Origin of the sequence: Haloferax gibbonsii, assembly GCF_001190965.1 — an archaeon.
In the GTDB taxonomy this organism is placed as follows: domain Archaea; phylum Halobacteriota; class Halobacteria; order Halobacteriales; family Haloferacaceae; genus Haloferax; species Haloferax gibbonsii.
In genome coordinates, this window is record NZ_CP011947.1 from 1,553,172 (window position 1) to 1,579,906 (window position 26,735).

General features: G+C 67.2%; 23 protein-coding genes and 1 tRNA gene. 9 read left to right on the forward strand and 15 right to left on the reverse strand.

Features of this window, described 5'->3' with window-relative positions; genetic code table 11:
* The first annotated feature begins 13 nt into the window (after positions 1-13).
* On the forward strand, positions 14-1,012 hold the full coding sequence (locus ABY42_RS08175) for a transcription initiation factor IIB (protein WP_004976608.1): 999 nt from the start codon (positions 14-16) through the stop codon (positions 1,010-1,012).
* Between the two features lie 89 nt (positions 1,013-1,101).
* A complete protein-coding gene (locus ABY42_RS08180; protein ID WP_004976607.1) occupies positions 1,102-1,281 on the forward strand; it encodes a DUF7836 family putative zinc-binding protein in 180 nt (59 codons plus the stop codon).
* A gap of 58 nt (positions 1,282-1,339) precedes the next feature.
* Here the strand turns inward: ABY42_RS08180 and ABY42_RS08185 are convergent, their stop codons facing one another.
* Positions 1,340-1,747, reverse strand: a complete 408-nt coding sequence (locus ABY42_RS08185; protein WP_050459153.1) for a translation initiation factor IF-2 subunit beta — start codon at positions 1,745-1,747, stop codon at positions 1,340-1,342.
* Positions 1,748-2,014: 267 nt separating this feature from the next.
* On the opposite strand from ABY42_RS08185, the gene ABY42_RS08190 reads away from it, so the two are divergent.
* Positions 2,015-2,251, forward strand: coding sequence for a UPF0058 family protein (locus ABY42_RS08190; protein WP_004041569.1), 237 nt, complete (start codon positions 2,015-2,017; stop codon positions 2,249-2,251).
* Between the two features lie 186 nt (positions 2,252-2,437).
* Here the strand turns inward: ABY42_RS08190 and ABY42_RS08195 are convergent, their stop codons facing one another.
* The 4 genes from ABY42_RS08195 to malQ all read right to left on the reverse strand — a co-directional run bounded on the left by ABY42_RS08195 (position 2,438) and on the right by malQ (position 6,432).
* Positions 2,438-2,875, reverse strand: coding sequence for a DUF555 domain-containing protein (locus tag ABY42_RS08195; RefSeq protein ID WP_004976603.1), 438 nt, complete (start codon positions 2,873-2,875; stop codon positions 2,438-2,440).
* Positions 2,876-2,937: 62 nt separating this feature from the next.
* On the reverse strand, positions 2,938-3,852 hold the full coding sequence (locus ABY42_RS08200) for a DNA-3-methyladenine glycosylase family protein (RefSeq protein WP_004976600.1): 915 nt from the start codon (positions 3,850-3,852) through the stop codon (positions 2,938-2,940).
* Positions 3,853-3,931: 79 nt separating this feature from the next.
* Complete coding sequence (locus tag ABY42_RS08205; RefSeq protein WP_008093663.1) at positions 3,932-4,876, reverse strand: mechanosensitive ion channel family protein; 945 nt, start codon at positions 4,874-4,876, stop codon at positions 3,932-3,934.
* A 65-nt stretch (positions 4,877-4,941) separates the two neighbouring features.
* Positions 4,942-6,432: a 4-alpha-glucanotransferase gene (malQ, locus tag ABY42_RS08210; RefSeq protein WP_050459155.1), complete on the reverse strand. Its 1,491-nt coding sequence runs from the start codon at positions 6,430-6,432 to the stop codon at positions 4,942-4,944.
* A gap of 206 nt (positions 6,433-6,638) precedes the next feature.
* Between malQ and thrS the strand changes: the two genes are divergently transcribed.
* Positions 6,639-8,570 carry a threonine--tRNA ligase gene (gene thrS, locus ABY42_RS08215; RefSeq protein ID WP_050459156.1) on the forward strand — a complete coding sequence of 644 codons (1,932 nt, stop codon included), beginning with the start codon at positions 6,639-6,641 and terminating at the stop codon, positions 8,568-8,570.
* A gap of 14 nt (positions 8,571-8,584) precedes the next feature.
* Here the strand turns inward: thrS and ABY42_RS08220 are convergent, their stop codons facing one another.
* The 3 genes from ABY42_RS08220 to ABY42_RS08230 form a co-directional block, all read right to left on the reverse strand.
* On the reverse strand, positions 8,585-10,024 hold the full coding sequence (locus tag ABY42_RS08220; protein WP_050459158.1) for an alpha/beta hydrolase family protein: 1,440 nt from the start codon (positions 10,022-10,024) through the stop codon (positions 8,585-8,587).
* 169 nt (positions 10,025-10,193) lie between these two features.
* Positions 10,194-10,691 (reverse strand): pyridoxamine 5'-phosphate oxidase family protein, encoded by a 498-nt coding sequence (locus tag ABY42_RS08225; protein WP_050459160.1) that lies wholly within the window; start codon positions 10,689-10,691, stop codon positions 10,194-10,196.
* 38 nt (positions 10,692-10,729) lie between these two features.
* On the reverse strand, positions 10,730-12,037 hold the full coding sequence (locus tag ABY42_RS08230; RefSeq protein WP_004976586.1) for an MFS transporter: 1,308 nt from the start codon (positions 12,035-12,037) through the stop codon (positions 10,730-10,732).
* A gap of 118 nt (positions 12,038-12,155) precedes the next feature.
* Between ABY42_RS08230 and ABY42_RS08235 the strand changes: the two genes are divergently transcribed.
* Positions 12,156-12,407, forward strand: a complete 252-nt coding sequence (locus ABY42_RS08235; protein ID WP_049905188.1) for a hypothetical protein — start codon at positions 12,156-12,158, stop codon at positions 12,405-12,407.
* 1 nt (position 12,408) lies between these two features.
* On the opposite strand, the gene ABY42_RS08240 is transcribed toward ABY42_RS08235, so the two are convergent.
* Positions 12,409-12,639 carry a hypothetical protein gene (locus tag ABY42_RS08240; RefSeq protein WP_004976582.1) on the reverse strand — a complete coding sequence of 77 codons (231 nt, stop codon included), beginning with the start codon at positions 12,637-12,639 and terminating at the stop codon, positions 12,409-12,411.
* Between the two features lie 263 nt (positions 12,640-12,902).
* A tRNA-Lys gene (locus tag ABY42_RS08245) sits at positions 12,903-12,976 on the reverse strand.
* A 132-nt stretch (positions 12,977-13,108) separates the two neighbouring features.
* On the opposite strand from ABY42_RS08245, the gene ABY42_RS08250 reads away from it, so the two are divergent.
* Complete coding sequence (locus ABY42_RS08250) at positions 13,109-14,566, forward strand: DHH family phosphoesterase (protein WP_004976579.1); 1,458 nt, start codon at positions 13,109-13,111, stop codon at positions 14,564-14,566.
* A gap of 4 nt (positions 14,567-14,570) precedes the next feature.
* Here the strand turns inward: ABY42_RS08250 and ABY42_RS08255 are convergent, their stop codons facing one another.
* From ABY42_RS08255 to ABY42_RS08275, 5 genes are all read right to left on the reverse strand, one after another.
* A complete protein-coding gene (locus tag ABY42_RS08255; protein WP_007274456.1) occupies positions 14,571-14,864 on the reverse strand; it encodes a PRC-barrel domain-containing protein in 294 nt (97 codons plus the stop codon).
* A gap of 171 nt (positions 14,865-15,035) precedes the next feature.
* The gene (locus ABY42_RS08260) at positions 15,036-17,237 is read right to left on the reverse strand and encodes an LUD domain-containing protein (protein ID WP_050459162.1); all 2,202 of its coding nucleotides are present in this window, start codon (positions 17,235-17,237) and stop codon (positions 15,036-15,038) included.
* Positions 17,230-17,733, reverse strand: coding sequence for a LutC/YkgG family protein (locus ABY42_RS08265; protein WP_004976576.1), 504 nt, complete (start codon positions 17,731-17,733; stop codon positions 17,230-17,232). The genes ABY42_RS08260 and ABY42_RS08265 overlap by 8 nt, the downstream gene beginning before the upstream one ends.
* 78 nt (positions 17,734-17,811) lie before the next feature.
* Complete coding sequence (locus ABY42_RS08270; protein WP_050459911.1) at positions 17,812-19,647, reverse strand: Nramp family divalent metal transporter; 1,836 nt, start codon at positions 19,645-19,647, stop codon at positions 17,812-17,814.
* A 122-nt stretch (positions 19,648-19,769) separates the two neighbouring features.
* Positions 19,770-20,411 carry an HTH domain-containing protein gene (locus tag ABY42_RS08275; protein ID WP_050459163.1) on the reverse strand — a complete coding sequence of 214 codons (642 nt, stop codon included), beginning with the start codon at positions 20,409-20,411 and terminating at the stop codon, positions 19,770-19,772.
* 372 nt (positions 20,412-20,783) lie between these two features.
* On the opposite strand from ABY42_RS08275, the gene ABY42_RS08280 reads away from it, so the two are divergent.
* The 3 genes from ABY42_RS08280 to ABY42_RS08290 all read left to right on the forward strand — a co-directional run bounded on the left by ABY42_RS08280 (position 20,784) and on the right by ABY42_RS08290 (position 26,732).
* On the forward strand, positions 20,784-22,496 hold the full coding sequence (locus ABY42_RS08280) for an L-lactate permease (protein WP_050459164.1): 1,713 nt from the start codon (positions 20,784-20,786) through the stop codon (positions 22,494-22,496).
* A gap of 179 nt (positions 22,497-22,675) precedes the next feature.
* Positions 22,676-25,756 carry an FAD-binding and (Fe-S)-binding domain-containing protein gene (locus ABY42_RS08285; RefSeq protein ID WP_050459165.1) on the forward strand — a complete coding sequence of 1,027 codons (3,081 nt, stop codon included), beginning with the start codon at positions 22,676-22,678 and terminating at the stop codon, positions 25,754-25,756.
* A gap of 187 nt (positions 25,757-25,943) precedes the next feature.
* Positions 25,944-26,732, forward strand: coding sequence for a CBS domain-containing protein (locus ABY42_RS08290; RefSeq protein ID WP_050459166.1), 789 nt, complete (start codon positions 25,944-25,946; stop codon positions 26,730-26,732).
* Positions 26,733-26,735: the final 3 nt, after the last annotated feature.

A 26,735-nucleotide genomic window follows, 5' to 3' on the forward strand; every position in this document is an offset into this window, starting at 1 on the left:
CTTCCACCCCACCATGAGCGACACCATAACCACCCGAACCTACAGTACCGACGCAAAGGCCAGGGACGTCCGTCCCCGCGAGTCCGAGCGAGACGAAAAACAGCAGGACGAAGCGCAGGTCTGCCCCGAGTGTAGCGGCCACCTCGTCACCGACGAGGAACACGGCGAGACGATTTGCGAGGACTGCGGCCTCGTCGTCGAGGACACCGTGGTCGACCGCGGCCCGGAGTGGCGCGCGTTCGACTCCGCAGAGCGCGACAGCAAGTCCCGCGTCGGCGCGCCGACGACGAAGATGATGCACGACAAGGGGCTGTCGACCAACATCGGCTGGCAGAACAAGGACGCCTACGGCAAGTCCCTCTCGCCGCGCCAGCGCGAGCAGATGCAGCGGCTCCGCACGTGGAACGAGCGGTTCCGCACCCGCGACTCCAAGGAGCGCAACCTCAAGCAGGCGCTCGGCGAAATCGACCGCATGGCCTCGGCCCTCGGTCTCCCGGAGAACGTCCGCGAGACCGCCTCGGTCATCTACCGCCGCGCGCTCAACGACGACCTGCTCCCCGGCCGCTCCATCGAGGGCGTCGCCACCGCGGCGCTGTACGCGTCGGCCCGGATGGCGGGCACTCCCCGCTCGCTCGACGAACTGGAGAAGGTCTCGCGCGTCGATAAGATGGAACTTACCCGGACGTACCGCTACGTCGTCCGCGAGCTGAAGCTCGAAATCAAGCCCGCAGACCCCGAGCAGTACGTCCCGCGGTTCGCCAGCGAACTCGGCCTCTCCGACGAGGCCGAGCGGCAGGCCCGCAAGCTCCTCCGCGACGCGAAGGAGACGGGTATCCACTCCGGCAAGTCGCCGGTCGGCCTCGCCGCCGCCGCCGTCTACGCCGCCGCCCTCCTCACCAACGAGAAGGTGACCCAAAGCGAGGTCTCGACGGTCGCGGACATCTCCGAGGTCACCATCCGCAACCGCTACAAGGAGCTGCTCGAAGTCCAAGACGGTACCCTGTTCGCGTAAACGCTCGGTGGGCTCGGTGGCCCGCACTTTTTCTCGGTCGTGCCAAACCGTAACAACATTTATCCGCACCCCCGAAGCATATACGGGGTATGGTTGAAGCGTTCGTCCGACTCTTGTGCCCCGAATGTGGAAAGGACTGGGAGACGAATCCGACCGACCTCCCCGCTCACCGCGACAACTACTCGTGTCAGGGATGCGGCGCGACGCGGCGCACGGCCGAGTTCATGCGGACGGAGCGCGACCTCCAGACGCTCAAACAGTTCGAGTAGCGAGGAGCGAGAGAGGGGTCGCCGCACGACCGGGGCGTCCCCGGCTGGCGTTCGTTTTTTAGATGTCGGGAATCGCCGAGAGCGCGCCGCACGCGTCGCACTTCAACACCTCGGCACCCTGTTCGGTGACGAGTTTCGTGTCCGGCGACCCGCACTCGCTACACAGCACGAACGACTCGACGTACTCGTCGAGCGCGTCGGCGATGCGGCGCTGGCGGAACTCGCCGGTGAAGCGCGCGCGACCCCTGTCGTCGATTTGGGCGCTCGTGCCCAGTTCCGTCTGGAAGAACTTCAGGACGTGCGTCGCCTCGCGCGCGAGGCGGTCGTGGGTCGCCGCGAAGTTCTCGTAGACCGTGACGTTCCCCTCCTGGCGGACCGTCGGCTCCGGAACGCTGAAGCGGTCGCCGCCTTCCGCGACGTCCGGCGACTCCGAGAGCGCGCGGTCCAGTTGGTCGTCGTAGTCCATGCGCGACAGTACGCGCACGCCGGGGTAAAATTCTCACGACCCCCGGCGCGCGCGACCGGCGCTCGGCGCGCGCCCTACATAGCTATATAAACCACTCGTGAGATTCCGCCGACGCTCGCTATCGAGGGGGCGAAACAACAAACGAATTGAAAACGTTCGAACACGAAATTTCCGCTGAGACCCCCATAATCGGCGGTTTAAGGGAGTCGGATGCTAACGTGACTCAAGATAATACTATATCCCTCCGGTCTCAAGCCGTGGTTGCTCATGAAGAAGCAGGAACTCATCCACCTGCACGGTCTGCTCGCAGAAGTCCACACCCAGATTGAGGCCTGGGAGGACGAGGAAATCAGTCTCGTCGAGTACAACGAACTCGGCGTACGACCGACATCCATCCACAAGTCCAAAACGGACCACAAAGCAGCCGTGTTTAAACTGGCGAAAGGAATCACCGGAGCGATGCGCGAGGCAGAACCAGAGCCGCTCGCACCGCAAGCCGACTGAACCGAGAAAAGAAACGCGTTCTCCTCTACGACCCTACACATCCGAGAGCGACCGCGCCGTTCTCTCGCGCGACGACGCTCCCGAGCGACCGCCGTGCCGAGCTAATTGGATGAGTTCCACGCGCGGGTAGAATCAGCAGTCGGGCGGGGCCGGGACGACGACGCGACGACGCGGGACGCGACGGCCTCAGCGGTCGTCGACGAGGTCGTCGAAGTCGACGAGCGCGTCGTCGTCCGAAGCGCCGGTCTCGGCGCGGGTGTCGCCCTCGCCGTCCGTCTCGACCGAATCGTCGTCGACTCGTTCGACCGACAGCACCTTCAGCGGGATATTTTCGAGGCGTTGGCCGATCTCCTTGCGGGCGATGCGCGAGGCGTGTTCCTCCTGTTCGACGTTGAAGACGGTCATCTCCAGTTCGAGGGCGACGAGCGCCTCGTCCGCGGCGATGAACGCGGGGGGGAGTTCCTCGCCGCCGGGCGAGGTCCGAGAGCCCATGTTAATCTCGACGTACTTCAGGTCGGGATTGAGCATCTCGCCGGTCTTCGAGATGGCGATGCGAATCGCCTCGTCGACGGTTTCCACGTCGTACACCGGGACCGCGGCCTCGACGACGACTCTGCAGTCCATGGTTACGATGAGGTTGTGTGCCGAAGGGTATCAACCTTCTTGCCACTCCGTCTCGCGCCCGCTCACTCCCCGCCGGAGCGGAGGTGGTGGAAGACGTACGTCTGGGTGTAGCCGGCGTAGCGACCGCCGAGGCGCTCGCGGATGGCCCGCGAGGTGTCGGCGTAGTTCCCCCGGTCGCAGTCGGGGTAGTGCTCCTCGATGGCCGACCGAATCCACGTGTCCAGCGGGACGGCTTCGAGGTAGTCGAGCGAAAACAGCAGGACGCAGTCCGCGACCTTGTCGCCGACGCCGACGAACGTCGTCAGGAAGTCGCGGGCGTCCTCGTAGTCGCGGCCGCGGGCCTCGGCGGGCGTCGCCTCGCCCGTGGCGACCATCTCGGCCGTCCGCCGGACGTAGGGCGCGCGGTAGCCGAGGCTGAGGTCGCGGAGTTCGTCTTCGGTGGCCTCGGCCAGTCGCTCGGGCGTCGGGTACGCGAAGTACGTCTCGCCGTCGAACTCCACGCGCTCGCCGTAGGTCTCTCTGAGCCGCGACTGCATCCCGAAGATGCGCGAGACGCGCATCTGCGCCGAGCAGATGAACGAGACGAGACAGCCGAACGGCGGGTCGCGGACGAGTCGCATGCCCGGGTACGCCTCGTAGGCCCGCCGGACCAGCGGTTCGTCTGGCATCTCCGAGACGATGGCGTCGAGGTCGTCGTCGAGGCGGAGCAGGTGGGTGAGAAGCGGGACGGCGTCGAGGTTCGACTCCCACTCCAGCGCGCCGTCAGTCTGGCGGACCCTGACGACGGCCGACTCGTCGGCGACGCCGTCGAGCGGCGGGACGACCGTCTGGTACCACGCGTCGCCGCCGTGGGCCGCGTCGCGCTCGTACATCCGGCCGTCGGGGCGGTCCCAGAGGTACGACTGGCCGCTCTCCAGCGTCGATTGGAGGTCGAACGCTCCGTCGAGGCTCGCGAGGTCGATGACACCCGTTTCCATCGCTTCGACGTTGGGCGCGGGGGATTTGCGGGTTTCGATGCCGGCGCGCCGCGTCGCGCCACGTCGAGCCGCGTCGCGCTCAGCGGTTGCGGCTCACCGGGAAACTGACGCGGTCGGGGTGGTCGCCCAGCCGGTCGAGGATGCGCTCGTAGAGCCGGTTTTTGACGCGCTGGGCGCGGGTCGGCGGGACGAGCACGCGGAGTCGGAAGACGACCCACGACTCCTCCTGTGCGACGTTGACGGTCGGGCCGCCGGCCACGTCGAGGTCCAGCGGCGACTCGGCGAGCCTGGCCCGGTAGCGTTTCATCGCGGCGTCCATGTCGTCGCCGAGTTCCTCGTCGGCCACGTCCAAGAGGAGTTGGCGGACGAACGGGAGGTCCGTCTCGTAGGACACCTGCACGGGTACCTCGGTCCAGACCCGGTCGAACAGCGCGCCGTAGTTGACGACCTCGGACGAGAGGACGAGTGAGTTCGGGACGGTGACGGTCCGGCCGGACGGCTGGTTCGACGCGAGGGTGCCGCCGGTCTCCCAGAGCGTCGTGACGAGGAAGTCGACCTCGGCCACGTCGCCGGAGACCGAGCCGATGTTGACGCGGTCGCCGACCGCGTACGGTCGCTTCGCGAGGATGTAGAACCAGCCGATGAAGGAGAGAATCGGCTGTTGGAGCGCGAAGGTGACGGCGAAGCCGATGACGCCGAACGAGACCAACAGGCCGAGCCACTGCTCCGTGAACGCCCCGAGGACGCCGACGAGCGCGACCCCGCCGAGCGTGAGTCGGAGGACGTTCCGAACGTCGTGGGCCCGGCGGCGGTCGGCGATGCGCCCGACGAAGAACGCGGCGAGAAACCGGTAGACGCCGTAGGCGACGAGCGCGACCGCGGCGGCGGACAGCCCCTTCGAGAGGAGCAGGTCGGCGTTGGGCACGTCGAAGTCCGAAAGGGGGGTCGTCGCGCGGACGAGCGCCGAGAGAACCGCGGCGATGAGCCCGGCGGCGAACGCGCCGAGGCCGAGGCGGCGAGACATACCGTTGCCGTCGGGTGGGCGACTGAAAAAGGTGTAGTCGAACCGAGCCGAGGTCGGCGGCGGCCTCAGTTGCGGATGTGGAGGTCCGTGAGGTTCGCGAGGCGGTCGGCGACGCCGTCGTCGAGGCCCTCGCGGGTGACGCGCCACTCCCAGTTTCCGGTCTGCGTGCCGGGCGTGTTGAACCGGGCGTCGGAGCCGAGTCCGAGGAGGTCCTGCGTCGTCGTGAACGCGAGGACGGACGCGGAGTTCCAGACGGCGTCGATGATGGACCAGTGAATCTCCGAGCCGTCCGCGCCGATGTTGTAGTGGAGACAGTCGCGGGTGCGGTCGTCGAGGTCGCGGTAGTAGCCGACGAACGTGTCGGTGTCGTGGGTCGAGGTGTAGGCGACGGAGTTCTCCGGGTAGTGCATCGGCTGGTACATGTCGCCCTCGCTGCACCAGTCGGCGTACTGCGGGACGCGCATGCCGGGGAAGGCGAACCGGTCGCGGAGGTCCACGAGCGAGGCGTCGAGGAAGCCGAGGTCCTCGACGATGAAGGGGAGGTCGCCCAGTTCGCGCTCGACCGTCTCGAAGAAGTCGTGGCCGGGGGCGTCGCGCCACTCGCCGTTTCCGGGGTCGTCGGAGTCGGCGTCGATGGCCCAGAACTCGTCGAAGCCTTTGAAGTGGTCGATGCGGGTCACGTCCACGAGGTCGAACAGGCGGCGGAGGCGGTCGAGCCACCAGCCGTAGCCGTCCTCGCGGAGCGTCTCCCAGTCGTACAGCGGGTTCCCCCAGCGCTGGCCGGAGTCGTTCGGGTTCGGCGGGACGCCGGCGACCACGGCCGGCTCGTTCGACTCGGTGAGGTCGAACGCCTCGGGCGCGGCCCACACGTCTGCGCTGTCGAGCGCGACGTAGATGGGGAGGTCGCCGACGAGGGTGACGCCCTTCTCGTCGGCGTAGTCGGCGAGGGCGCGCCACTGCTCGTCGAAGCAGAACTGGACGAACTCGCGGTAGCGAATCTCGTCGGCGTACTCCTCGCGGGCGTCGGCGAGCGCGTCGGGGTCGCGGGTCTTCAACTCGGTCGGCCAGTCTATCCACGCCCGCCGGAACTCGTCTTTGAGGGCGGCGAACAGCGCGTAGTCTTCGAGCCACCCGGCCTCGCGTTCGCGGAAGGCGTCGAGGGCGGCGCGGTCGTCCTCGGCGGCCTCGGCCTCGAAGCGGTCGAAGGCGGTGCGGAGCCGCGAGCGCTTGTACTCGCCGACGCGCTCGTAGTCGACCGCGTGGGGGTCGAAGTCGGGAACGGGTTCGAGGTCGTCCTCGGTGAGCCACCCGCGCTCTACGAGGTCCGTGAGGTCGATGAGAAGCGGATTGCCGGCGAACGAGGAGGTCGATTGATACGGCGAGTTCGCCATGGCCGGCTCCGTCGGCCCGAGGGGGCAGAACTGCCACATCGACTGTTCGGCGTCGGAGAGGAAGTCAACGAAGGCGCGGGCGCCGTCGCCGAGGTCGCCGATGCCGTGGGGCCCCGGGACCGAGGTGACGTGCATGAACACCCCGCTCTGTCGAGAAAGTCGCATACCCACAGGGTCCGCGTGCGACCCAATTGGTACTTTGGGTCGAAACAGCGGACCGAAGGCGAGGCGGCGAGCGCGTCGACGGGGCCACGTCGGACCGCCGACTCACTCTCTGTCGTGCTAGCAAACCGCACGAAATCGGTCGCGAGCGGGCGTCGCTCGCGCTCGTCTCAACAACACTTATTCTCCCCCGTCCGTTCCGTGCGCGTATGAGTGATATCGCTGTCATCCTCCCCGACGGGACGGAACTCTCCGTCGAGGAGGGTGCGACGGTGCGAGACGCCGCGTTCGCAATCGGCCCCGGCCTCGGCAAGGACACCGTCGCCGGCGTCGTCGATGGCGAACTCGTGGACAAGGAGACGCCGCTCCACGACGGCGCGGACCTCGTCATCGTCACCGACCAGTCCGACGAGTATCTCGACGTGCTCCGCCACTCGGCGGCCCACGTCTTCGCGCAGGCCCTCCAGCGGCTCCACCCCGAGGCCAAACTGACCATCGGCCCGTGGACGGACGACGGCTTCTACTACGACGTGACGAGCGTCGACCTCGAACAGGAGGACCTCGAAGCCATCGAAGACGAGATGCGCGACATCATCGAGGAGGACCTCGACATCGAGCGCGTCCTCGTCGACCGCGAGGAGGCCCTCGAAAAGTACGCCGACAACCCCTACAAGCGCGACATCCTCGAGGACGAGGCCGCCGGCGACGACGAGCTGTCGTTCTACCAGCAGGGCGAGTTCGAGGACCTCTGTAAGGGCCCGCACGTCGAATCGACGGGCGAAATCGGCGCGGTCAAACTGCTGAACATCTCCGCGGCCTACTGGCGCGGCGACGAGGAAAACGACACGCTGACGCGAGTGTACGGGACGGCGTTCGAGTCCGAGTCCGACCTCGAAGCGTTCCTCGACATGCGCGAGGAGGCCAAGGAGCGCGACCACCGGAAGCTCGGACAGGAACTGAACCTGTTCGCCATCGACGAGACGACCGGACCGGGCCTGCCGCTGTACCAGCCGAACGGCAAGCGCATCCTCGACGAGCTCGCGGACTACGCGAAGCAACTCAACCTCGACGCGGGCTACGACCCCGTGGAAACGCCCCACCTGTTCCGGACGGAGCTGTGGAAGAAGTCGGGCCACTACGAGAACTACGTCGACGACATGTTCCTCCTCGACGTGAACGACGAGGAGTACGGTCTGAAGCCGATGAACTGCCCCGGCCACGCGACCATCTTCGACCAGCAGTCGTGGTCCTACCGCGACCTGCCGGTGCGCTACTTCGAGGACGGGAAGGTCTACCGGAAGGAACAGCGCGGCGAGCTGTCGGGCCTCTCGCGCGTCTGGTCCTTTACCATCGACGACGGCCACCTGTTCGTCCGCCCCGACCAGATAGAAGACGAGATCAACCTCATCATCGACAACATCCTGACGGTCTTCGACACGTTCGGGCTCGACGCCGAAGTCGCGCTCGCGACGCGGCCCGAGAAGTCCGTCGGGAGCGACGAAATCTGGGAGCAGGCGGAGACGCAGCTCCGCGCGGTTCTCGACGACAGCGGCATCGACTACGGCATCGAGGCCGGCGACGGCGCGTTCTACGGCCCGAAAATCGACTTCGCGTTCAAGGACGCCCTCGGTCGCAAGTGGGACGGCCCGACGGTCCAGCTCGACTTCAACATGCCCGACCGCTTCGACCTGACGTACACGGGCGAGGACAACGAGGACCACCAGCCGGTGATGATTCACCGCGCGCTCTACGGCAGCTACGAGCGCTTCTTCATGGTGCTCATCGAGCACTTCAACGGCAAGTTCCCGTTCTGGCTCGCGCCCGAGCAGGTCCGCATCCTGCCCATCTCGGACGACCAGATGGGCTACGCGAAGAAGCTCCAGTACGAACTCGGCGACTTCCGGGTCGACATCGAGGACCGCTCGTGGACGCTCGGCCGGAAGATTCGCGAGGCCCAGACCGACCGCGTCCCGTACATGGTCATCGTCGGCGGCGACGAGGAAGAAGACGGGACCATCTCCGTCCGCGACCGCAAGGAGCGCGAGGCCAAGGACGTGAGCGTCGAGGCGTTCCGCGACCACCTCCGGAGCGAGTACGACGAAAAGCGCCCCGAGCCCGACTTCCTCGCCGACGCGGAGTGAGGAACGCGGCCGACTCAGGCAGTAACTGATTTTCTGTTCCGGCGGTTCCGCGCCGCCGCGTCCAACTCTCGCCGGACCGTCGTCCGGAACGACTCGTCTCTGATGAGGTTCGCGAGCACGCCGAAGTGTCCGCAGTCCCACTCGCGGCGGTTCGGCCTCGGGACGCCCCACTCGTCGAGGAGCCCGCGGGCCGTGGACGCGGGAGCCATCTCGTCGCGGGTCCCGACGAACGGGAAGACGCGTTCGGGCGCGAGACACGGGTCTTTGGGCGGATTCAACAGCGGCGCGAACTCGTGGAGCGCCTCGCCGGTCCAGCCGGCCGCGTCGAGGGCGGCGTCGATGTCGAGCAGTTTCGTGAGGCCGCCAGCGAGGAGCGTCTGGTCGATTGCGCCGGGCATCCCCGCGGGAAACAGCAGGTCGGGGCGCATCGATTCGGGCCAGTCGCCGCACCGACCGCCGACGTGGAGCGCGACGGTTCCGCCGAGGCTGACGCCGCCGACGCCGACGGCCGGCGCGCCCTCGGTCCGCGCCCAGTCGGTGAGAACGGCGGTCTCCAGCGCGGCCGCCGAGTAGAGCGTGAACAGGCCGACGGGCGCGCGGGCGATGTAGGGCTCGCCGCTGTATCGACCGAGTAGCTCGCGCCGGCCGTGCCACGGCGCGTCGGGGAGGACGACCCGGTACCCCTCGGGGGCGAGCGCGCGGGCGACGTACTCCTCTTCGGGCCAGTAGGTGAGTTGGTCGTCGAACATCCCCCAGCCGGAGTGGAAGACGAGCGTCGGCAGGTCGTCGGCGGCGTCGACGGGTTCGTACACCCGCGCGGTCGCCCGGTCGCTGAGGTGCGGCGAGGGCGACCGGAAGCGAAGCAGATACTCGACGGTTCCCGGCCCGCGAACCGTCGCAGAGCGCTCGACGCGGGGGAACTCCTCGGCCGCGCTGGACTCGGCGAAGCCGTACAGTCGCTCGGGTTCGGCGAGTTCGTGGTGCCAGCGGGTCCGCGCGTCCTCGGGCGAGGGCGTCTCGAACTTCACCGGCGGCACGAGGTGTTCCTTCGGGAGGAAGCCGAAGATGTCGGTCGGCTTGGCCCGCCGTTCCGACACCTCGCGGCGCTCGCGCTCGACGGCGACGCGCTCGTCGGGCGTCGACTCGGCGTCGCCCCAGAAGACGCTGTCCCAACGTTCCATCGTTTCGTCGTACGCGCCGCGGAGGCGGGCGTACTGCGCGAGGGCGCGTTCGATTCGGTCGTGGAGGTGCGGTGCCGGCGGCGAGCCGACTTCGCGGAGGTACGCTTCCGGGCCCTCCGAGAGCGCGACGTCGGCCGCGGCGCGAGCGCGGACGACGCCGAACTCGCGGGGGAGCGAGCGAGTCTTGAACGCCTCGAACGGGCGCGAGGTCAACAATCGGCCGGCGGGCGAGGTGAGCAACCGGTGTACCGCCGGGGTTTCGAGGTGGTCCATGCAGTGTGATACGAGTGACACGATAATGACCCTAGGCCCGCATGTCAGGGAGTGAGAACGGCCGGAGTGGTACCGGGACCGGCCTCTCGAACTAATAAATCAAATAGCGCGATATGAAATCCGATTCGCGGGGAAACAGACGAATCGAAGCGGAACGAGACGACGGCGCTCAGGCCGAATCGAACCGCCACCGCGTCGCGTCGGCGGGAAAACCGGACCACGCCAGCACGCGCTCGGGTCGAATCCGAAACACCGGCGTCCCGTGGCGAATCCCGTACTTCGCCTCGTAGGCGTCGTCGACGCGGGTGAGCGTGGCGTCGTCGGCGGTCTCCTCGTCCAGTCGCTCGGCGACGCCTTCGAGGATGACTACGTCGGTCCCGCTTTCGGTGTGGACCGCGAGGCGCGGGTCGCGCGCGAGGTTCCTGACCCATCTGGTTCGCTCGCCGCCGCCGCAGTGGAACGCGCCGTTGACCCAGACGCCCCAGACCGGGCGGGCGTGCGGTCGGCCGTCGGGGCGGGTGGTCGTGACCCAGAACACCTCGTCGTCGGCGAACGCGGTCTCGACGACGCGCCACTCCAAGAGCCCCGCTTCCGATTCGGGGATGCCGTAACTCGGTTCGGTCACCGGGCGGTCGCGGGTCGTCGCGGGCGGCGCGTCGTCGGGCATGAGAGAAAGAGGGGCCGCAAGAGAGTAAGCGCTGAGCCCTACCACGTCGTGAGCGCGTCGGTCCCGTGGGACCACGTCAGAGCGGCGAGGAAGGCGAGGACGCCGGTGATGGCCGACGCGCCGCCGACGAAGAACACCCACTCCATGCCGACTTCGGCCATGAGGTAGCCGCCGAGGAGGGGCGCGACGACGCTGCCGGGCCGCCAGAGGAGTTCGCGGATACCGAAGCTACTGGCGACCCCCGCGCCGCCGGAACCCTCGTCGGCGAACAGCGCCATGCTGGCCGGTTCGCGGAGGCTGTCGGCGACGCCGAGCAAGCCGGCGAGACCGACGAGCGGGAGGAACGCGGGCGAAAGCGGACCGAGGAAGGGGAAGGCCGCAGGGAGCGCGAGCGCCTCGCCGACCGCGGGCGAGAAGGGGACGGCGAGCGCGATGAGGCCGTAGAGGCCGCCGCCGACGAAGACGAACCGCGCCCGGCCGTACGAATCGGAGATGCGCCCGGTGTACGGCTGACAGAGCATGTTGGTGAACTTCTCGGCGACGACGGTGGCGGCGACGGCGATGCCGCCGTATTCGAGGCCGCCGGAGGCCGCGGAAACGCCGGCGTAGATGGGGACCCACGTCCGGACGAGCGTGACCGCGACGGCGTACTGGACGCGGAACGTCGCCATCGTCAGGATGCGCTCGTTGAGCGCGAGGTCCGTGAACGGAAAGCCGTGGACGCGGGTCTCGTCCGGCGGGAGAAACACCCAGATGGCGACAACGGCGATGGTCAGGAGAATCGTGATGACGATGAAGATGGGCGTGAAGCCGAACAGGTCGTAGAGGATACCGGCGCTGATGCTCCCGAGGATGGAGGCCGCGAAGCGGGCGGCGTTCGCCTTCCCGATGTGGTTCGCGCGCGTTCCCTCGCGGGCGAGTTCGCCGACGAGCGCGAGCGACATCAGCCCCGCGCCGGTGACGGCGACGCCCTGTGCGGCTCGGACGAGAATAAACGAGAGACTGGAGTCGACGAGCGGGAACGCGGCGTAGACGACCGCACCGAGGCCGACCGTCCCCGCGAGCACGAGACGTTTGTCGTAGCGGTCGCCGGCCCACGACAAGGGCACGACGGCGACGGTCTGGGCGAGCGTGAAGCCGGTGGTGAACATCCCGATGACGAAGCCGCGAGAGAGGGAGAAGCCGCCGAGCGCGAGTCCGCCGAGCGCGAGTTCGGGGACGGCGACCGCACCCGGGTCGAGTTCGTTGATGTACTTCGGGAGGAGGGTGACGAGCGTAATAAAGCCGAAGCCGCCGGCGAACCGAGTGAGATACAGCGTCCAAAACCTGAGACGGGTGCGGTCCATGGGCTGTGTGCGGCTAACCGGCGAAAAGAAGTTCCGGAACCGGCCGTCGACGAAGCTGACCTAAAGCCCCCGGATAACGGTGGTGAGCTTTATCCTTCACGGCGAGAGACATGTTACCATGGAACTGGTGGATGGTGAAACGGTGGCGAGAGGTGTGGAGACGCGCCTCATCCGAGTGGAGCGGGAGATGAACGACCACGGGGCGATGACCGTCCGCGTGGCCGAAACCGGAGAGCTCCGCACCGTGGTGGCGTGTGCGACCTCCGACCTTCGGGCCCGACTGGCCTCGGCGACGGTGGGGTCGGAGTTCCCGTTACGGCTCGCGCCCTCGCCGGGCCGCGGGAACTCGTGGGTCGCGCTCGGGCGCTGAGTCAGGAATCGAACAGGAGTTTTGCGCCGACCGCGAGGCCGCCGAAGAGCGTCACGAGCACCGCGCCGGCGACGACGTCGGCCCCGAACAACACCCCGAAGTCCGGGGTGAGCGCGGCGACGAACCGGTCGGGGTCGAAGCGCTCCCCGACGCCCGTAGCCAGCCCGAAGACGACGGCGACGAGAAGCGTGATGAAGACGAGGACCAGTTCGGTCCTGTCGCTCTGGTTCATACTCGGTAGCGTTCGGAGCGGGACATAAAACACCCGAGGGTGGCGAGCGAGTCGGGGAGCCGACACGAACGGCCGAGCCGGAGCCCCGACTGCCGGAGTAAGTCTGGGATGAAGGAATGGGCCGGACGCGATTTGAACTCCACTCTCTCCGCTCACTTCGTTCGCTTCGCTCCCTACTCCCTAGTTCAAATCGCACAGTCCACGTGGGCACACACTGAAAGCCCAGCCGCTCTCTGGGGACTGTGATTCCATCGGAAAGGTAGTGGGCCGGACGCGATTTGAACACGCGACCGTCTGATTAAGAGTCAGACGCTCTGCCTAACTGAGCTACCGGCCCTTGCAATCTCTGGTAACTGCCGGTAGGTAAAATGACTTTCCTTTCTGTACGACGACGGCAGGGACGCACACGCACGAAACAACGGACAAACGGTGGGTGTTAAGTGGCGGCCGACCGGAGTAGCGGGCAACGATGAGCGCAGGGGTCAGCATTTCCTCGATGTCTACGTACGCGATACTCGGCTGTGGGAGCGTCGGGCACGCGGTCGCCGAGGAACTGACAGACGAGGGAAAAGACGTCCTCATCCTCGACAAGGACGAAAGCCGCGTCGAAGCCTTGCGCGACCAGGACTTGAACGCGCAGACGACGGACATCACCGACCCGGAACTGGCCGGCGCCGTCACCGGACGCGACGTGATTCTCATCCTCTCGTCGGACGTCGAGGCCAACAAAGCCGCCGTCTCGACCATCCGCGACCGCGGCGAAGACCAGTTCATCGTCGTCCGCGCGTCGGACCCCGTCTCCGAGGACGAACTGACGAAACTCGGTGCCGACGTGGTCATCAACCCCTCCGAGGTCATCGCCGACTCGGCGCTCCGGAGCGTCGAGTCCGGCGAACTCGAATACAAGGCCCGCCAACTGGCCGACCTCCTGCGCGACACCGACCACGGGATGGCCATCCTCACCCACGACAACCCCGACCCCGACTCGCTCGCGTCGGCGGTCGCCTTACAGGCCATCGCCCGCGAATACGACGTCGAGGCCGACATCCTCTATTCGGGCGACATGGGCCACCAGGAGAACCGGGCGTTCGTGAACATCCTCGGCATCGAACTCACCCCGCGGGCCGACTCGAAGCCGCTCGAAGAGTACGGCGCGGTCGCGCTCGTCGACCACATGAAGTCGGGAATGCCCGACCTCGGTGACGCCGATATCACGGTCTTCATCGACCACTTCGAGCCCGACGACGGCATCGACGCCCGCTTTACCGACGTGCGGCCGAACGTCTCTTCGACCTCGACGATTCTCACGAAGTACATCCAGGAGTTCGACCTCAGCCCGTCGCAGGCGGTGGCAACGGCACTCCTCTACGGCATCCGCGCCGAGACGCTCGACTTCAAGCGCGATACGACGCCCGCGGACCTGACCGCCGCGGCGTACCTCTACCCCTTCGCCGACCACGACACGCTGGAGAAGGTCGAGTCGCCGTCGATGTCGCCCGAGACGCTGGACGTGCTCGCCGAGGCCATCCAGAACCGCGACGTGCAGGGCTCGCACCTCGTCTCGAACGCGGGGTTCATCCGCGACCGCGACGCGCTGACGCAGGCGGCCCAACACCTCCTCAACCTGGAGGGCATCACCACGACCGCCGTCTTCGGCATCGCCGACGACACCATCTACCTCGCGGCGCGGTCGAAGGACATCCGGATGAACATCGGGAAGATTCTGAGCGACGCCTTCACCGGCATCGGCGAGGCCGGCGGCCACTCCACGCAGGGGTCCGTCGAGATTCCGCTCGGCATCTTCACGGGCATCGAATCCAACGACGACAACCGCGACACGCTCCTCCAACTCACCGAGGAAGCGGTAAAGCGCAAGCTCTTCCGTGCGATGGGCGTGGAGGGCGGCGAGAGCGGAAACGGAAGCTAGAACGTCAGACGACGAGCGACTCTTCGTCTTCTTCGGGATTCTTCAGGCGCTCGATGACGTCGTTGATGAGGATGACGTCGCCGACGGCGCGGACCCACCGATACGGGATGAGAACGCCCTTCCCGGGTTCGATTTGATTGCGGAACAGTTCGTCGTTCAGCGCCGTCAACGCGAGACCGGTGACCGTCTCGTGGTCCAGGTCGAGGCGGACGTCTTCGACTTCGCCGACGAACACACCGTTGTTCGAGTAGACCTCCCGGCCTACGAGCGTCGTAATCTCTTCGGGCGTCCCGTCCATATCCGCCAACATGGGATGCCGGGTCTTAATTGTTCGTAGCCCGCGGCTCGGGGCGCAGACACGCGGCAGACGGGCGTCCGACGCCGGCGGGAAATCGCCGGATGGAGTCGTGATATTCAGTTGAAAGAAGACGTTCGAGCCGTCGCGGGTGACGGCTCGCTCGCGGGGTCGTTACCGCCGCGGCGCGACCAGTTGAATCGGGTGTTGCGTCGGCCGGCTGAGGAGCGAATCGAGCTGTTCCAGACAGGAGGTGCCGCTGGCGACGACCGTGCGGTCTCTGTTCTCGTCGGTCTGGAACTGCCCCTGTAGCTCGGAGCCGACGTCGACGCTGAGTTCGTAGTACTCGGACTTGTAGCCGAAGGAGCCGGCCATGCCGCAGCACTCCACGTCGGAGGTGGCGACGTCGTAGCCGAGGTCCGAGAGGACGGCCTCGGTGTGGCCTTCGAGGCCGAGGGTGCGCTGTTGGCAGTGGCTGTGGTAGGCGACGCCCTCTCCCTCGCTCGTCGAGAGCGCGTCGGCGTCCGCGCCGTGTTCCAGCAGGCCGAAGACGTACTCCATGACCTCGTAGCTGACCTCCGAGATGCGCTCGAAGGACTTCTCGGGCAGGAACTTCTCGTACTCGCTTCGGAACATCGCGAGGTCAGACGGCTCGATGACGACGATGTCGCGGCCGTCGTCGATGTGCTCCGCGAGGCCGGCGTACACGTCGTGGGCGTGGTCTTCCGCGGTCGCAATCATGCCCTGCGAGAGCGGGGCGCGGCCCGACGAGCGAACGTCGGGGACGATTACGTCGACGCCGAGGGCTTCGAGCGTGCGGACCGCGGCCTTCCCGCGTTCGACCTGCACGTGGTTCGTGTACACGTCGGGGTAGAGCACGGCGGTCCGGACCGGGTCGTCGACCCGCGAGGTTCGGTTCTCGAACCAGTCTTTCAGCGTCTCGCGCTGGAAGGCGGGGAGTTCGCGGCGGGCGTCGATACCGAGGAACCGCTCCATGAGGTCGCGGGAGACGCCGAGTCCGGCCGCCCAGTTGGAGACGGGCGCGAAGAAGCTCCCGACCTTCGCGGCCGTCTCGAAGTTGCCGAAGAAGCGCTTCTGGAGGCTGACGCCGCCGGGTTCCTCGTCGGGGGTGAGCCCCTCGACGAGCCAGTCGAGTTCGGAGACCTCGCCGCGGTTGACCCGGTCGCGGACGACCGTGTTTATCCACGGGATGTCGATTTCGACCGGGCAGGCGGTGGTACACCGGCTACAGCCGGTACAGAGGTCGTTGAACTCCGCGGCGCTGTCGAGGCCCTCGACGCCGGCCTCCCAGCCGGTGCCGATGCCGCCGGAGTAGGTCTCGCCGCCGAAGGCGTGGCCGCCGACGTGCTGGAAGTTGGCGCAGACGTTGGAACACGCCGAACACCGGATGCAGTAGAGCGTCTCGCGCAGTTGGTCGTCCTCGCGCATGTCGAACCGCCCGTTGTCGATGAGGACGAGGTGGAAATCGCGGTCCGTCTCGGTCTCCGAAAGCGGCGTGTCGGGGGCATCGAAGTCGACGGTCGGCGACTCGACCGGCGGGGTCAGAAGCGAGATGTAGGAGGTGATGTCCTGTCCCGTTCCCGACTTGCCGATGAGTTCGACGAAGGGGCGGAGGTCCTCGACGGTCGGGATAACTTTCTCGACGCCGGCGACCGCGACGTGCGTGTCGGGCACGACGGCCGTCTTCCGGGCGTTACCCTCGGAGGTGACGAGCGCCATCGTCCCGGTGTCGGCGGTGATGAAGTTCGCGCCGGTCATCCCCACGTCCGCGCCCTCGATGAGTTCGCCGAGCTGTTCGCGGGCGAACATGGTGAGTTCCTCCGCGGTTTCGAGGGGTTCGTCGGGGTCGAACGTCTCGTTGAACAGGTCGGCGATGGCCTCCCGCGACTTGTGGATGGCGGGCGCGACGATGTGGGACGGCGACTCGTCTGCGACCTGCAGCACCCACTCGCCGAGATCGGTCTCGACCACGTCGATGTCGGCGGCTTCGAGGTCCTCGTTGACCTCTATCTCCTCGGAGGTCATCGACTTCGACTTGACGACGCGTTCGGCCTCCTTGTCCTCGCAGACCTCGCGGATGTACTGGTTCGCGTCGGCCGCGTCGTCGGCGATGTAGAGCGTGCCGCCGTTGGACTCGACCGTCTCGCGCAGTTGGTCGATGAGTTCGGGGAGGCGCTCGATGGCGTCTTCCTTGATGGCCCGCGCTTCGGACTTCAGCCCCTCGTAGTCGTCGAGCGTCCGGACCGACTGGTAGCGACCCTCGTTGAACCCGCGGGTGCTCGTGCCGACGGCGTCGCCCTCGGTCTCCATCAACTGTCGAATCTTCGCCGCCTTGGCCTCGCGCGCCTTACTCATCGAGAATCACCACGTGGACTTCCTTCGGACCGTGCGCTCCTTTCACCAGCGCGCCCATGTCGGCGGTGGCGCTGGGGCCGGTGGCGATGATGGCCGAGGAGTGTCCCGTGCGGAACTCCTCGCCCAGCCAGTCGAACGCCTCGGGCATGCCGGGGACGATGTCCGACCGCCGGAGGACGGCGACGTGGAGGTCGCCGAACAGACTCACCGGCTCGATGCCGTCGGGCGTGCCCTGCACGACGACGCTCCCGTAGTCCGCGATACCCAATCCCGCGGCCGTGATACCGGCGTTCGCCTCGCGGAGGTCCGCGGGGGTCGGGTCCGTGTTCACCCAGTCGGGGAGGTCGACGCCGTCGTACGGGAGTTCCACGCCGATGGTCGGGTCCGAACAGACGCCTTCGAGCACGTCCGCCAACTCGTCGGGTGACGCGTGCGTCCAGCCTACTTCGAGTCGTTCGAGCGAGTCCTCGAACGTCGCAACCGTGCCGGTTGACATACGTTGAGCTAGCGCGTTCTACATAATCGTTCTTCGGGTTCGAGCACCACGCTGTCGGTTAATTATGAAGGATTAGAGTCAGGAGAACCGGCCGACCGCCTCGTCCGCGTCGGCGACCGTTCCGGCCGCCTCGCGCTTGCCGGCGGCGGACTTCGTCACCGCGTACGTTTGCACGACGAAGTAGCCCGCCCAGAGGAGGTAGCCGCCGGTGCCGCTCCCGAGGACCGTCGGGACCGTCCGGAACGTCTCGAGACCGACGGTGGTCAGCCACGTCCCGATGAGGAGGACGCTGAAGTAGCCGTAGAAGCCCGTCGCCCACCACATACCGACGACGCGCGCCCAGCCGGGTTGGACGTGTTCGGGGAGCCGAGTCGTGTTCATCACGAGGACGAGCGCGGTGTAGGGCCACATCATCACGCCGGACATCGCGGCCCCGACGACGAGGAAGAAAAACGGCTCTTGGCCCTCGAACGGCGAGGAGAAAAGCAGGATGATGACGACGCCCCAGACGCAGAAGGCGGTGAGGAGCCGCCAGAACAGCTTCGGAAGGTCCCAGCCGGCCTCCCGGCCGTAGGACTCGTAGAGGGCGTCGGCGCTGTTGCGGACGAACGACTCGACGATGGCGTACTCGGTGGTAAAGAGCGCGACGAAGAGGACGGCGAAGACGAGAAAGGAGCCGACCGGGCCGAGCAACGGGACGACGTCGCCGAGCCACATCTGGATGGCGTTGGCGGTCGACCCCGACGCGTAGCGGATGGCGACGCTCATCAACGCGGGAGCGACGAGGAGCAGGCCGAGGACGAACGTGAGCAGGTGTTCGAGTTGGACGACGCGCCACCAGCCGCGCCAGCGGCGGAGGTTCGTCAGCGTCGGACGGAACGCGAACCCGTCGCGCTCGATGGGTTCGGGGTCGTCGCCGCGCAGCGGGTTCTTCACGCGCCCCTGATAGTTGCCCATGCCGTAGCCCTTCTCGCGCATCCAGAGGCTCTGCGAGAGGTTCAGGTAGCCGCCCGCGCCGGCGAAGGCGAGGCCGCCGAGGAAGACCGCGATATCGAGCCCCTCGGGGAGCGTCCCGACCGAGCCCGCGGCCGCGGGGAGGTCGGCGAACTCGACCCACGAGCCAGTGACGGCGACGAGCAGCAGGGCCGCGCCGATGGCGACGAACAGGAGGCCGATCTGGAACACCTCGACGGCGTTGTACATGACCGACGACACCTGATACGACAGCCAGATGACGCCCATCAGGACGGCGGCGACGAGTTTCCACGTCGCGAGCGACGCGCCGAAGAGCGCGACCGACCCGTCCAGTCCGAGCGCCGTCGTGGCGACCTGCGCCGCGCCGGCGGCCCACCCCGGCCAGCCGAGGCTGATGAGCCCGCCGACGAGGAACGCCCACGGCCAGTACGAGCCCACGCGTGCGAACGCGCGGAAGATGCTCTCGCCGGTGGCGAGCGTCCAGCGCTGAAGCTCCGTGTTGATGAGGAACTGCGTGAAGACGCCGACGACGAACGCCCAGAAGACCGCCCAGCCGTACTGCGCGGTCAACACGGGCCAAAAGAGCGTCTCGCCGCTCCCGAGCGACGCCCCGAGCATGATGGCCGAGGGGCCGACGACGTGCCCGACGCGAGGGACCCGCGGGAGGTCGGCGAGGCGGAACGACCCGCCGTCGCCCGAATCGGGGTAGTCGTCCGAGTCGTCCGACTCCTCCAGTTCCTCGTAGCGAAGCGGGAGATACCAGGTGCCGCGGTACTGCTTTCCCTCGACCTCGGAGGCGTAGACGTCGTCGCCGCCGGCGACGCTCGGTTCCGTCGAGGGGGCGGACTCCGGGGGTCCCGCGTTGGAGTCGTCCGAATCGTCGGGGACGTCCGACCGCGCGGACGCGTCCGCGTCTGAACCGGGGCGACCGTCGCTCACGAGCGGCCACACTCCGAGACGGAACTCTCAGACGACGAATCGCTTGACATCGATGCGTTTGCCGGAATTGTGGCCCGATACTGTATAAATTCGTAGGGTGAGAGTCACGTTCGAAAATCGGACTACCCGCCGAGGAAGTGCCAGATGTGGCCGCGCTCTTCCGGCGGGTCGACGCCGGGCAGTTGCTTGAGCGCCGGTTGAATGGCGTTCCACCAGCCCTCGGCGGACTCGAAGCCGGCGGGGTAGTCTCGGTACACGTCCCGCAGGAAGTCGGCCTTCTTCGCCTCCGGGTGGTCGGTGAGGTACTGGTACGCCGCCGACAGCGCCTCGCGGCGGGCGTCGAGCATCGGGCCGCTCCCCGGCAGGTCGGCGCGCTCGATGGCGGACGAGACGGCCGGCGGGTGGTCGAGGCCGTCGGGGTCGTCGGCCTCGCCCGGAACCGCGGTTTCGGGGGAAGAGCCCGGGTGGGTCGAACCCGCGGCCTGTCCCGCAGTCGAGTCCGCGTCGGCGGCCATCGGAATCCAGAACACGCGGCTCCGAGCGCCGACCTTCCGAGTGGCGAGGTCGCCGCGTTCTTCGAGTTCGTTCAGTTTGTTGTGCGCGGTGCGCCGCGAGCAGTCGAGCGCCTCCATCACGTCGGTGGCGGTCAGCGGACGGGCCGCGTCGTCGCGCGCCTCGAACACCTCCAAGACGGCGTCCAGCGAGATGCGTCCCACGTACTGTCCGTGCTCGTTTCGGGAGCGCGCGCGAGACTCATCTTCCATGATATGTCTTTTCCACACGACTGCATAAGCCTTTGCACACGAGTGAACTCCCGATTCAGTCGTGTGTTATGGCCGAGAAACACGTGTGAAGTGGTCGTTTCGGGGATCGATTTTTCCGATTCGGCTCCGGCCGCGAACCGACAGGATAGACCGTGTAGAATGCGAATTGGGCGTTTAACGCCGTATTTGGCTCGGTATCTTCGAGTGTACTGGGTTGTGTACTCCGGGTAAGACGACCGCCACAGAGATGTCAGGAATAGCGACGAACGATAGATATATATCACAAAAGTTGTGTATCGGATTCCACGATGCACCGCATCAGGCACGAATCTGGAACGGCACAGGCTGGAACGAACTGTGGGGGTGTGCGGCATGGTTAACGCGACCGACGCGCTCATCGCCCTGCTCCCGCTCATCACCATCGCCTATCTGATGGTCGGGCGGTACTGGCCCGCGACGCGGGCGATGCCCGTCGCGTGGGTCGTCGCAATCGGGGCCGGCGTCCTCGGCTGGGGCATGACGCCGCAGTGGGTTATCGCGTCGACCATCAACGGCTTCATCACCGCGTCGAACATCCTGTACATCGTCTTCGGGGCCATCTTGCTCCTGTACACGCTCAAGCAGACGGGCGCGTTCGACGCCATCAACAACGGCTTCGCCTCCATCAGCGAGGACCGCCGCGTGCAGGTCGTCCTGCTCGTGTTCCTCATGGGCTCGTTCATCGAGGCGGCCGCCGGCTTCGGCACGCCCGCGGCAATCGTCGGCCCGCTCCTCGTGGGCCTCGGCTTCCCGCCGCTCGCGGCCGTCGTGGTCGCACTGACGGGGAACCTCATGGCTATCACCTTCGGCGCGGTCGGCACGCCGCTCATCATCGGGATGATAGACATCTTCGACGACGTGCCGGTCATCACGAACGCGCTCGACGCGCAGGGCACGGGCGTCGAACAGTGGGTGTCCGAAATCGCCGTCTTCGCGGCGATGAACCACGTCGTCGTCGGCGTCGTGCTCCCCTTCATCGGCGTCGCCATGATGACGCGCTTCTTCGGCGAGGAGCGCTCCATCAAGCCGGCGCTCGAAGTCCTCCCCCTCACGCTGTTCGCGTGGGCGTCCTTTTCGGTGCCGTACTTCCTGACGGCCTACTTCCTCGGACCGGTGTTCCCCGGCCTCGTCGGCGCGATGGTCGGACTGCTGCTCACCGTCTCCGCGCTCAAGGCCGGCTTCTTCCACCCCGACGAGGAGTGGGACTTCGCGCCGCGGGCCGAGTGGCCCGACCACTGGGTCGGCGACATCCAGCCCGGCGAGACGAGCGAGCGCGGCGGTGCGGTCGCCGCCGACGGGGGCGTCGTCCAGCAGATGTCGCTCTGGAAGGCGTGGACGCCGTACGTCCTCGTCGCGGCCCTGCTCGTCGTCACCCGAGTGTTCGACCCGCTGACGAGTTTCCTCACGTCGAACCTCGTCTTCGAGTACGCGGACATCTGGGGCACGGGGCTGACCGGCGACTTCCAGTTGCTCTACCTGCCCGGCGCGGTGTTCCTCGCGGTCCATCTCGTCACCATCGGCCTCCACGACATGGACACGGCGGCGGTCAAAGCGACGTGGGCCGAGACCATCGAGAAAGTCACCCCGGCGGTCATCGCGCTGCTGTTCGCCGTGGCGACCGTCCAGATAATGCTCCAGTCGGGTAACGCGACGGGTACCGACAGCATGCTCATCGTCCTCTCGGAGGGGATGGCCGGCATCGCGGGCGGTGCCTACCCGTTCTTCGCCGCCTTCGTGGGCGCGTTCGGCGCGTTCCTCGCGGGGTCGAACACCGTCTCCGACATCCTGTTCGGCACCTTCCAGTACGGCGTCGCCGACCAGATCGGCACGTCGAAGACCGTCATGCTGGGCGCGCAGGCGGTCGGCGGGGCCATCGGCAACCTCATCGCCGTCCACAACGTCGTCGCCGCGCTCGCGGTCGTCGGCCTCGTCGGCGAGGAGGGTCGCGTCATCCGCCTCGAACTCATCCCGCTTCTGTACTACGGGACCGCGACCGGCGTCCTCACGCTCCTGTTCAGCTACGTGCTGTTCCCGGGCGTGTTCTGACCGGTCGGGACTCCCGACGGAACCGACCTGAATCGTCCCGGCCCGACTCGAACCGGACCGAACCGACTCGGTTCGGGTCGCGAATCGACGCGCAAACCAACCGCGCGCGACCCGGACCGACACCCGTCACCGGGTGTCTTTATCCGTTCACGCAAACCGACATACGACAGAGCTAATCAATGGCATCCAACACGCACGAACCGGCCACCGACCCCGCGCTCGCTGGCGATTACGACTACGTCAGCGACGACGTCGAGCGGCCGGGGCTGGTCGAAGACCTCGAATCCCTCGTCGAGGGCGACGTGCGCTTCGACTCCTACACGAGAACGCTGTACGCGACCGACGCGTCGGCGTACGAGCAAGTCCCCATCGGCGTCGTCATGCCGACCTCGACGGCCGACGTGGCGGCGGTGATGGAGTACTGCGCCGACCGCGAGATTCCCGTCCTCCCCCGCGGCGGCGGCACGAGCCTCGCCGGCCAGACCGTCAACGAGGCCGTCGTCCTCGACCTCGTCCGCCACATGGGCGGCGTCGAGGAAATCGACCCGGAGGCGCGGACGGCCACGGCCGAAGCGGGCGTCCGCCTCGGCGAACTCAACGAGGAACTCGCCCCCCACGGCCTGAAGTTCGCGCCCGACCCGGCGTGGGGGGACCGCTCCGCGCTCGGCGGCGCGATCGGCAACAACTCCACCGGCTCGCACTCGCTGAAGTACGGCAAGACCGACTACTACATCGAAGAGCTGGAACTCGTCCTCGCGGACGGCACGGTGACGACGTTCGGCGAGGTGAGCGTCGACGAACTCCGCGAGGCCGGCGACCCCGACGGCGACCTCGAAGCGCGCGTCCACGCGGAGGTCGCGCGGATACTCGACGAGGAGGCCGACGAGATTTCCGAGCGCTTCCCCGACCTGAAGCGCAACGTCTCGGGCTACAACCTCGACATGCTCGTCGACGAGATGCGCGGCGAGCGCCGCACGCCGGACGATACCGGTATCGACGAGGGCTGGGAGGCCGGCCGCGTCAATCTCGGCAGACTCGTCGCCGGGAGCGAGGGCACCCTCGGCATCGTGACGAAGGCGACCGTCTCGCTGGAGGAGATTCCGAACACCGCGTCGGTGGCGCTTCTCACCTACGACGACGTCATCGACGCGATGCACGACGTCGCGCCCATCCTCGAACACGAGCCCGCGGCCGTCGAGGTCATGGACGACGTGCTGCTCGACCTCGCGCGAGACACCGCCGAGTTCGCGGACGTGGTCGGCATGCTCCCCGAGGGCACTGACTCGACGCTCCTCGTGGAGTTCTACGCCGACTCCGACGAGGACGGCAAACAGAAGGTGGCGAACCTCATCGAAGACCGCGTCATCGACCCCGACGGCACCGAGTTCGACCCCGACGAGGGCTCGGCCTCGGTGACCGAAACGGAGCGCCGCGCGACCGACTTCATGGAGGCCCACGACGCCGACACCCGCGCGAAGTTCTGGAAGATGCGCAAGTCGGGGCTCCCGATTCTCCTCGGTCGGACGACCGACGAAAAGCACATCGCGTACATCGAGGACACCGCCATCCCGGCCGAGAACCTCCCGGCGTACGTCTCGGACTTCCAGGACATCCTCGACGAACACGACACCTTCGCCTCGTACTACGCCCACGCGGGGCCGGGCGTCCTGCACATCCGCCCGCTCGTCAACACGAAGACGGCCGAGGGCGTCGAGACGTTCGAGGCCATCGCCGACGAGGTGACGGACCTGGTCGTCAAGTACGGCGGCTCCGTCTCGGGCGAACACGGCGACGGCCGCGCGCGGACTCAGTGGAACCGCAAGCTGTACGGCGACCACCTCTGGAACGTCTTCCGCGACCTCAAGACCGCGTTCGACCCCGACTGGCTCCTGAACCCGGGGAACATCTGCGGCGACTACGACATGACCGAGAACCTCCGGTTTTCGCCCGACTACGAGTTCGACGCCGGCTTCGAACCGGCGCTGAACTGGGACAACGACAACGGGTTCGAGGGCATGGTCGAACTCTGCCACGGCTGTGCGGGCTGTCGCGGCCAGCAGTCCACGGTCGGCGGCGTCATGTGCCCGACGTTCCGCGCCGCCGAAGAGGAGATTCAGGCGACTCGCGGCCGCGCCAACATGCTCCGGCAGGCGATGAGCGGCGGGCTCCCGGAGGACGAGCTGTTCACCGACGAGTTCGTCGACGAGGTGCTCGACCTCTGTGTCGGCTGTAAGGGCTGTTCGAAGGACTGCCCGAGCGAGGTCGACATGGCGAAGATGAAAGCCGAGGTCGTCCACGAGTACCACCAGCGCAACGGCTCCAGCCTCCGCGACAAGCTCTTTGCCAACATCGACTCGCTGTCGAAGCTCGGGTCGGCGTTCGCCCCGCTCGCCAACGCGGCGACGAAGGTACCGGGCGCGCGGACGGTCATGGAGAAGACCGTCGGTATCGCCAAGGAGCGCTCACTCCCGAAATTCCACGCGACGAGTTTCGTGGAGTGGTTCGAAAGTCGAGGGTCGGCCGACATCCCCGAGGCGCAGGCCGACCGCAAGGTGCTGTTGTTCCCCGACACCTACACGAACTACAACCACCCCGAGGTCGGGAAGGCCGCCGTGAAGGCGCTGGAGGCCGCGAACGTCCACGTCCGGATTCCGGAGGGCGTCGCCGGCTCCGGTCGGCCGCCGCACTCGAAGGGCTTTCTCGACAAGGCCCGCGCCGACGCCGAGCAGAACGTCGAGGTCCTCGCGCCCTACGTCGAGGAGGGCTGGGACGTCGTCCTCTGTGAGCCCTCCGACGCGGTGATGTTCCAGTCGGACTACCTCGACTTGCTCTCCGGCGACGACGTGGAGACCGTCGCGGCCAACGCCTACGGCGTCATGGAGTACGTCGACGCGTTCCGGCTCGACGAGTCGCTGTCGTTCCTCCCGCAGGACGAGTACCTGACCTACCACGGCCACTGCCACCAGAAGTCCACGAAGAAGGACCACCACGCGGTGGGCGTCCTCCGCCGCGCCGGCTTCGAGGTGGACCCGCTGGACTCGACGTGCTGCGGGATGTCCGGGTCGTTCGGCTACGAGGCCGAACACTACTCCATGTCGAAAGCCATCGGGAACATCCTCGAAGGCCAAGTGGCCGAGAGCCCGGGAGACGTGGTCGTCGCCCCCGGCGCGTCCTGTCGGACCCAACTCGAAGACATGGACGGCGCGGACGACGACCCGCCGCACCCGGTCGAGGTGCTCGCGCGCGCCATCGACGCGTAAGCGACGCCGCGGCGCTTCGACGGCGCTTCGACGGCACTCCGACGGCGCTCCGATGGCGCGGCATCGCGGGCCCGACTCGGACGCGACGCCGGTCGTTCCCACCTCGTTTTTCGTCGCAGATACGTTTAGGGCGCTCCGCGGTCAACCGCGGGACGACCGAGATGCGAGTGAACCACCAATGACACCGATGGAACTCGACGACGTTCGCGTCGACGCGTACATGACGACCGACGTGGAGACTGTCGGGCCCGACGCGTGGGTCACCGACGTGGTCGACCGACTCAAGGCCGGTCCGCAGTACGGCGGCCTCCCGGTCGTCGACGCCGACAACCACCTCCTCGGGTTCGTCGGCGCGATAGACCTCTTGGAGGTCAACGGCGACGTGCGGGTCGAGTCGGTGATGAGCCGCGACCTCGTGGTCGTCCGCCCGGAGATGACGGTGAAGAACGCCGCGCGCGTCATCTTCCGCACCGGCCACCAGTTCCTCCCCGTCGTCGACGACGACCGGGTGCTGCTCGGCCTCTTTTCGAACGGCGACGCGGTCCGGAGCCAAATCGAGCGGACGACCCCCTCGAAGGTCCAGAGCACCCGCGAGATGCTCGAACGGACCCACGACGCGTCGATCAGTGTCGCCGAGCGCGAAGTCGAGGTGGACTCGCTGATTCCGACTCAGCGAGAGGTGTACGGCGACGAACTCGAAGGCCGGAAGTACGAACTCCAGAACGGCCTCGCGGAGCCGCTCATCGTCGTCTCCCACGGACCCGAGACGCTCCTCGTCGACGGCCACCACCGCGCAATGGCCGCGGAGCGGCTCGATATCGACCGGATGCTCGCGCACGTCCTCACGGTGTCGCCGGAGGAGGTCGGCGAGTTGGGCCTGCGCCGAATGGCCCGCCTCGGCGGCCTCCAATCGCTCGCGGACGTGGAGGTCAACGACTACCTCCAGCACCCGCTCATCGAGAAGACCGAGCAGTAGACC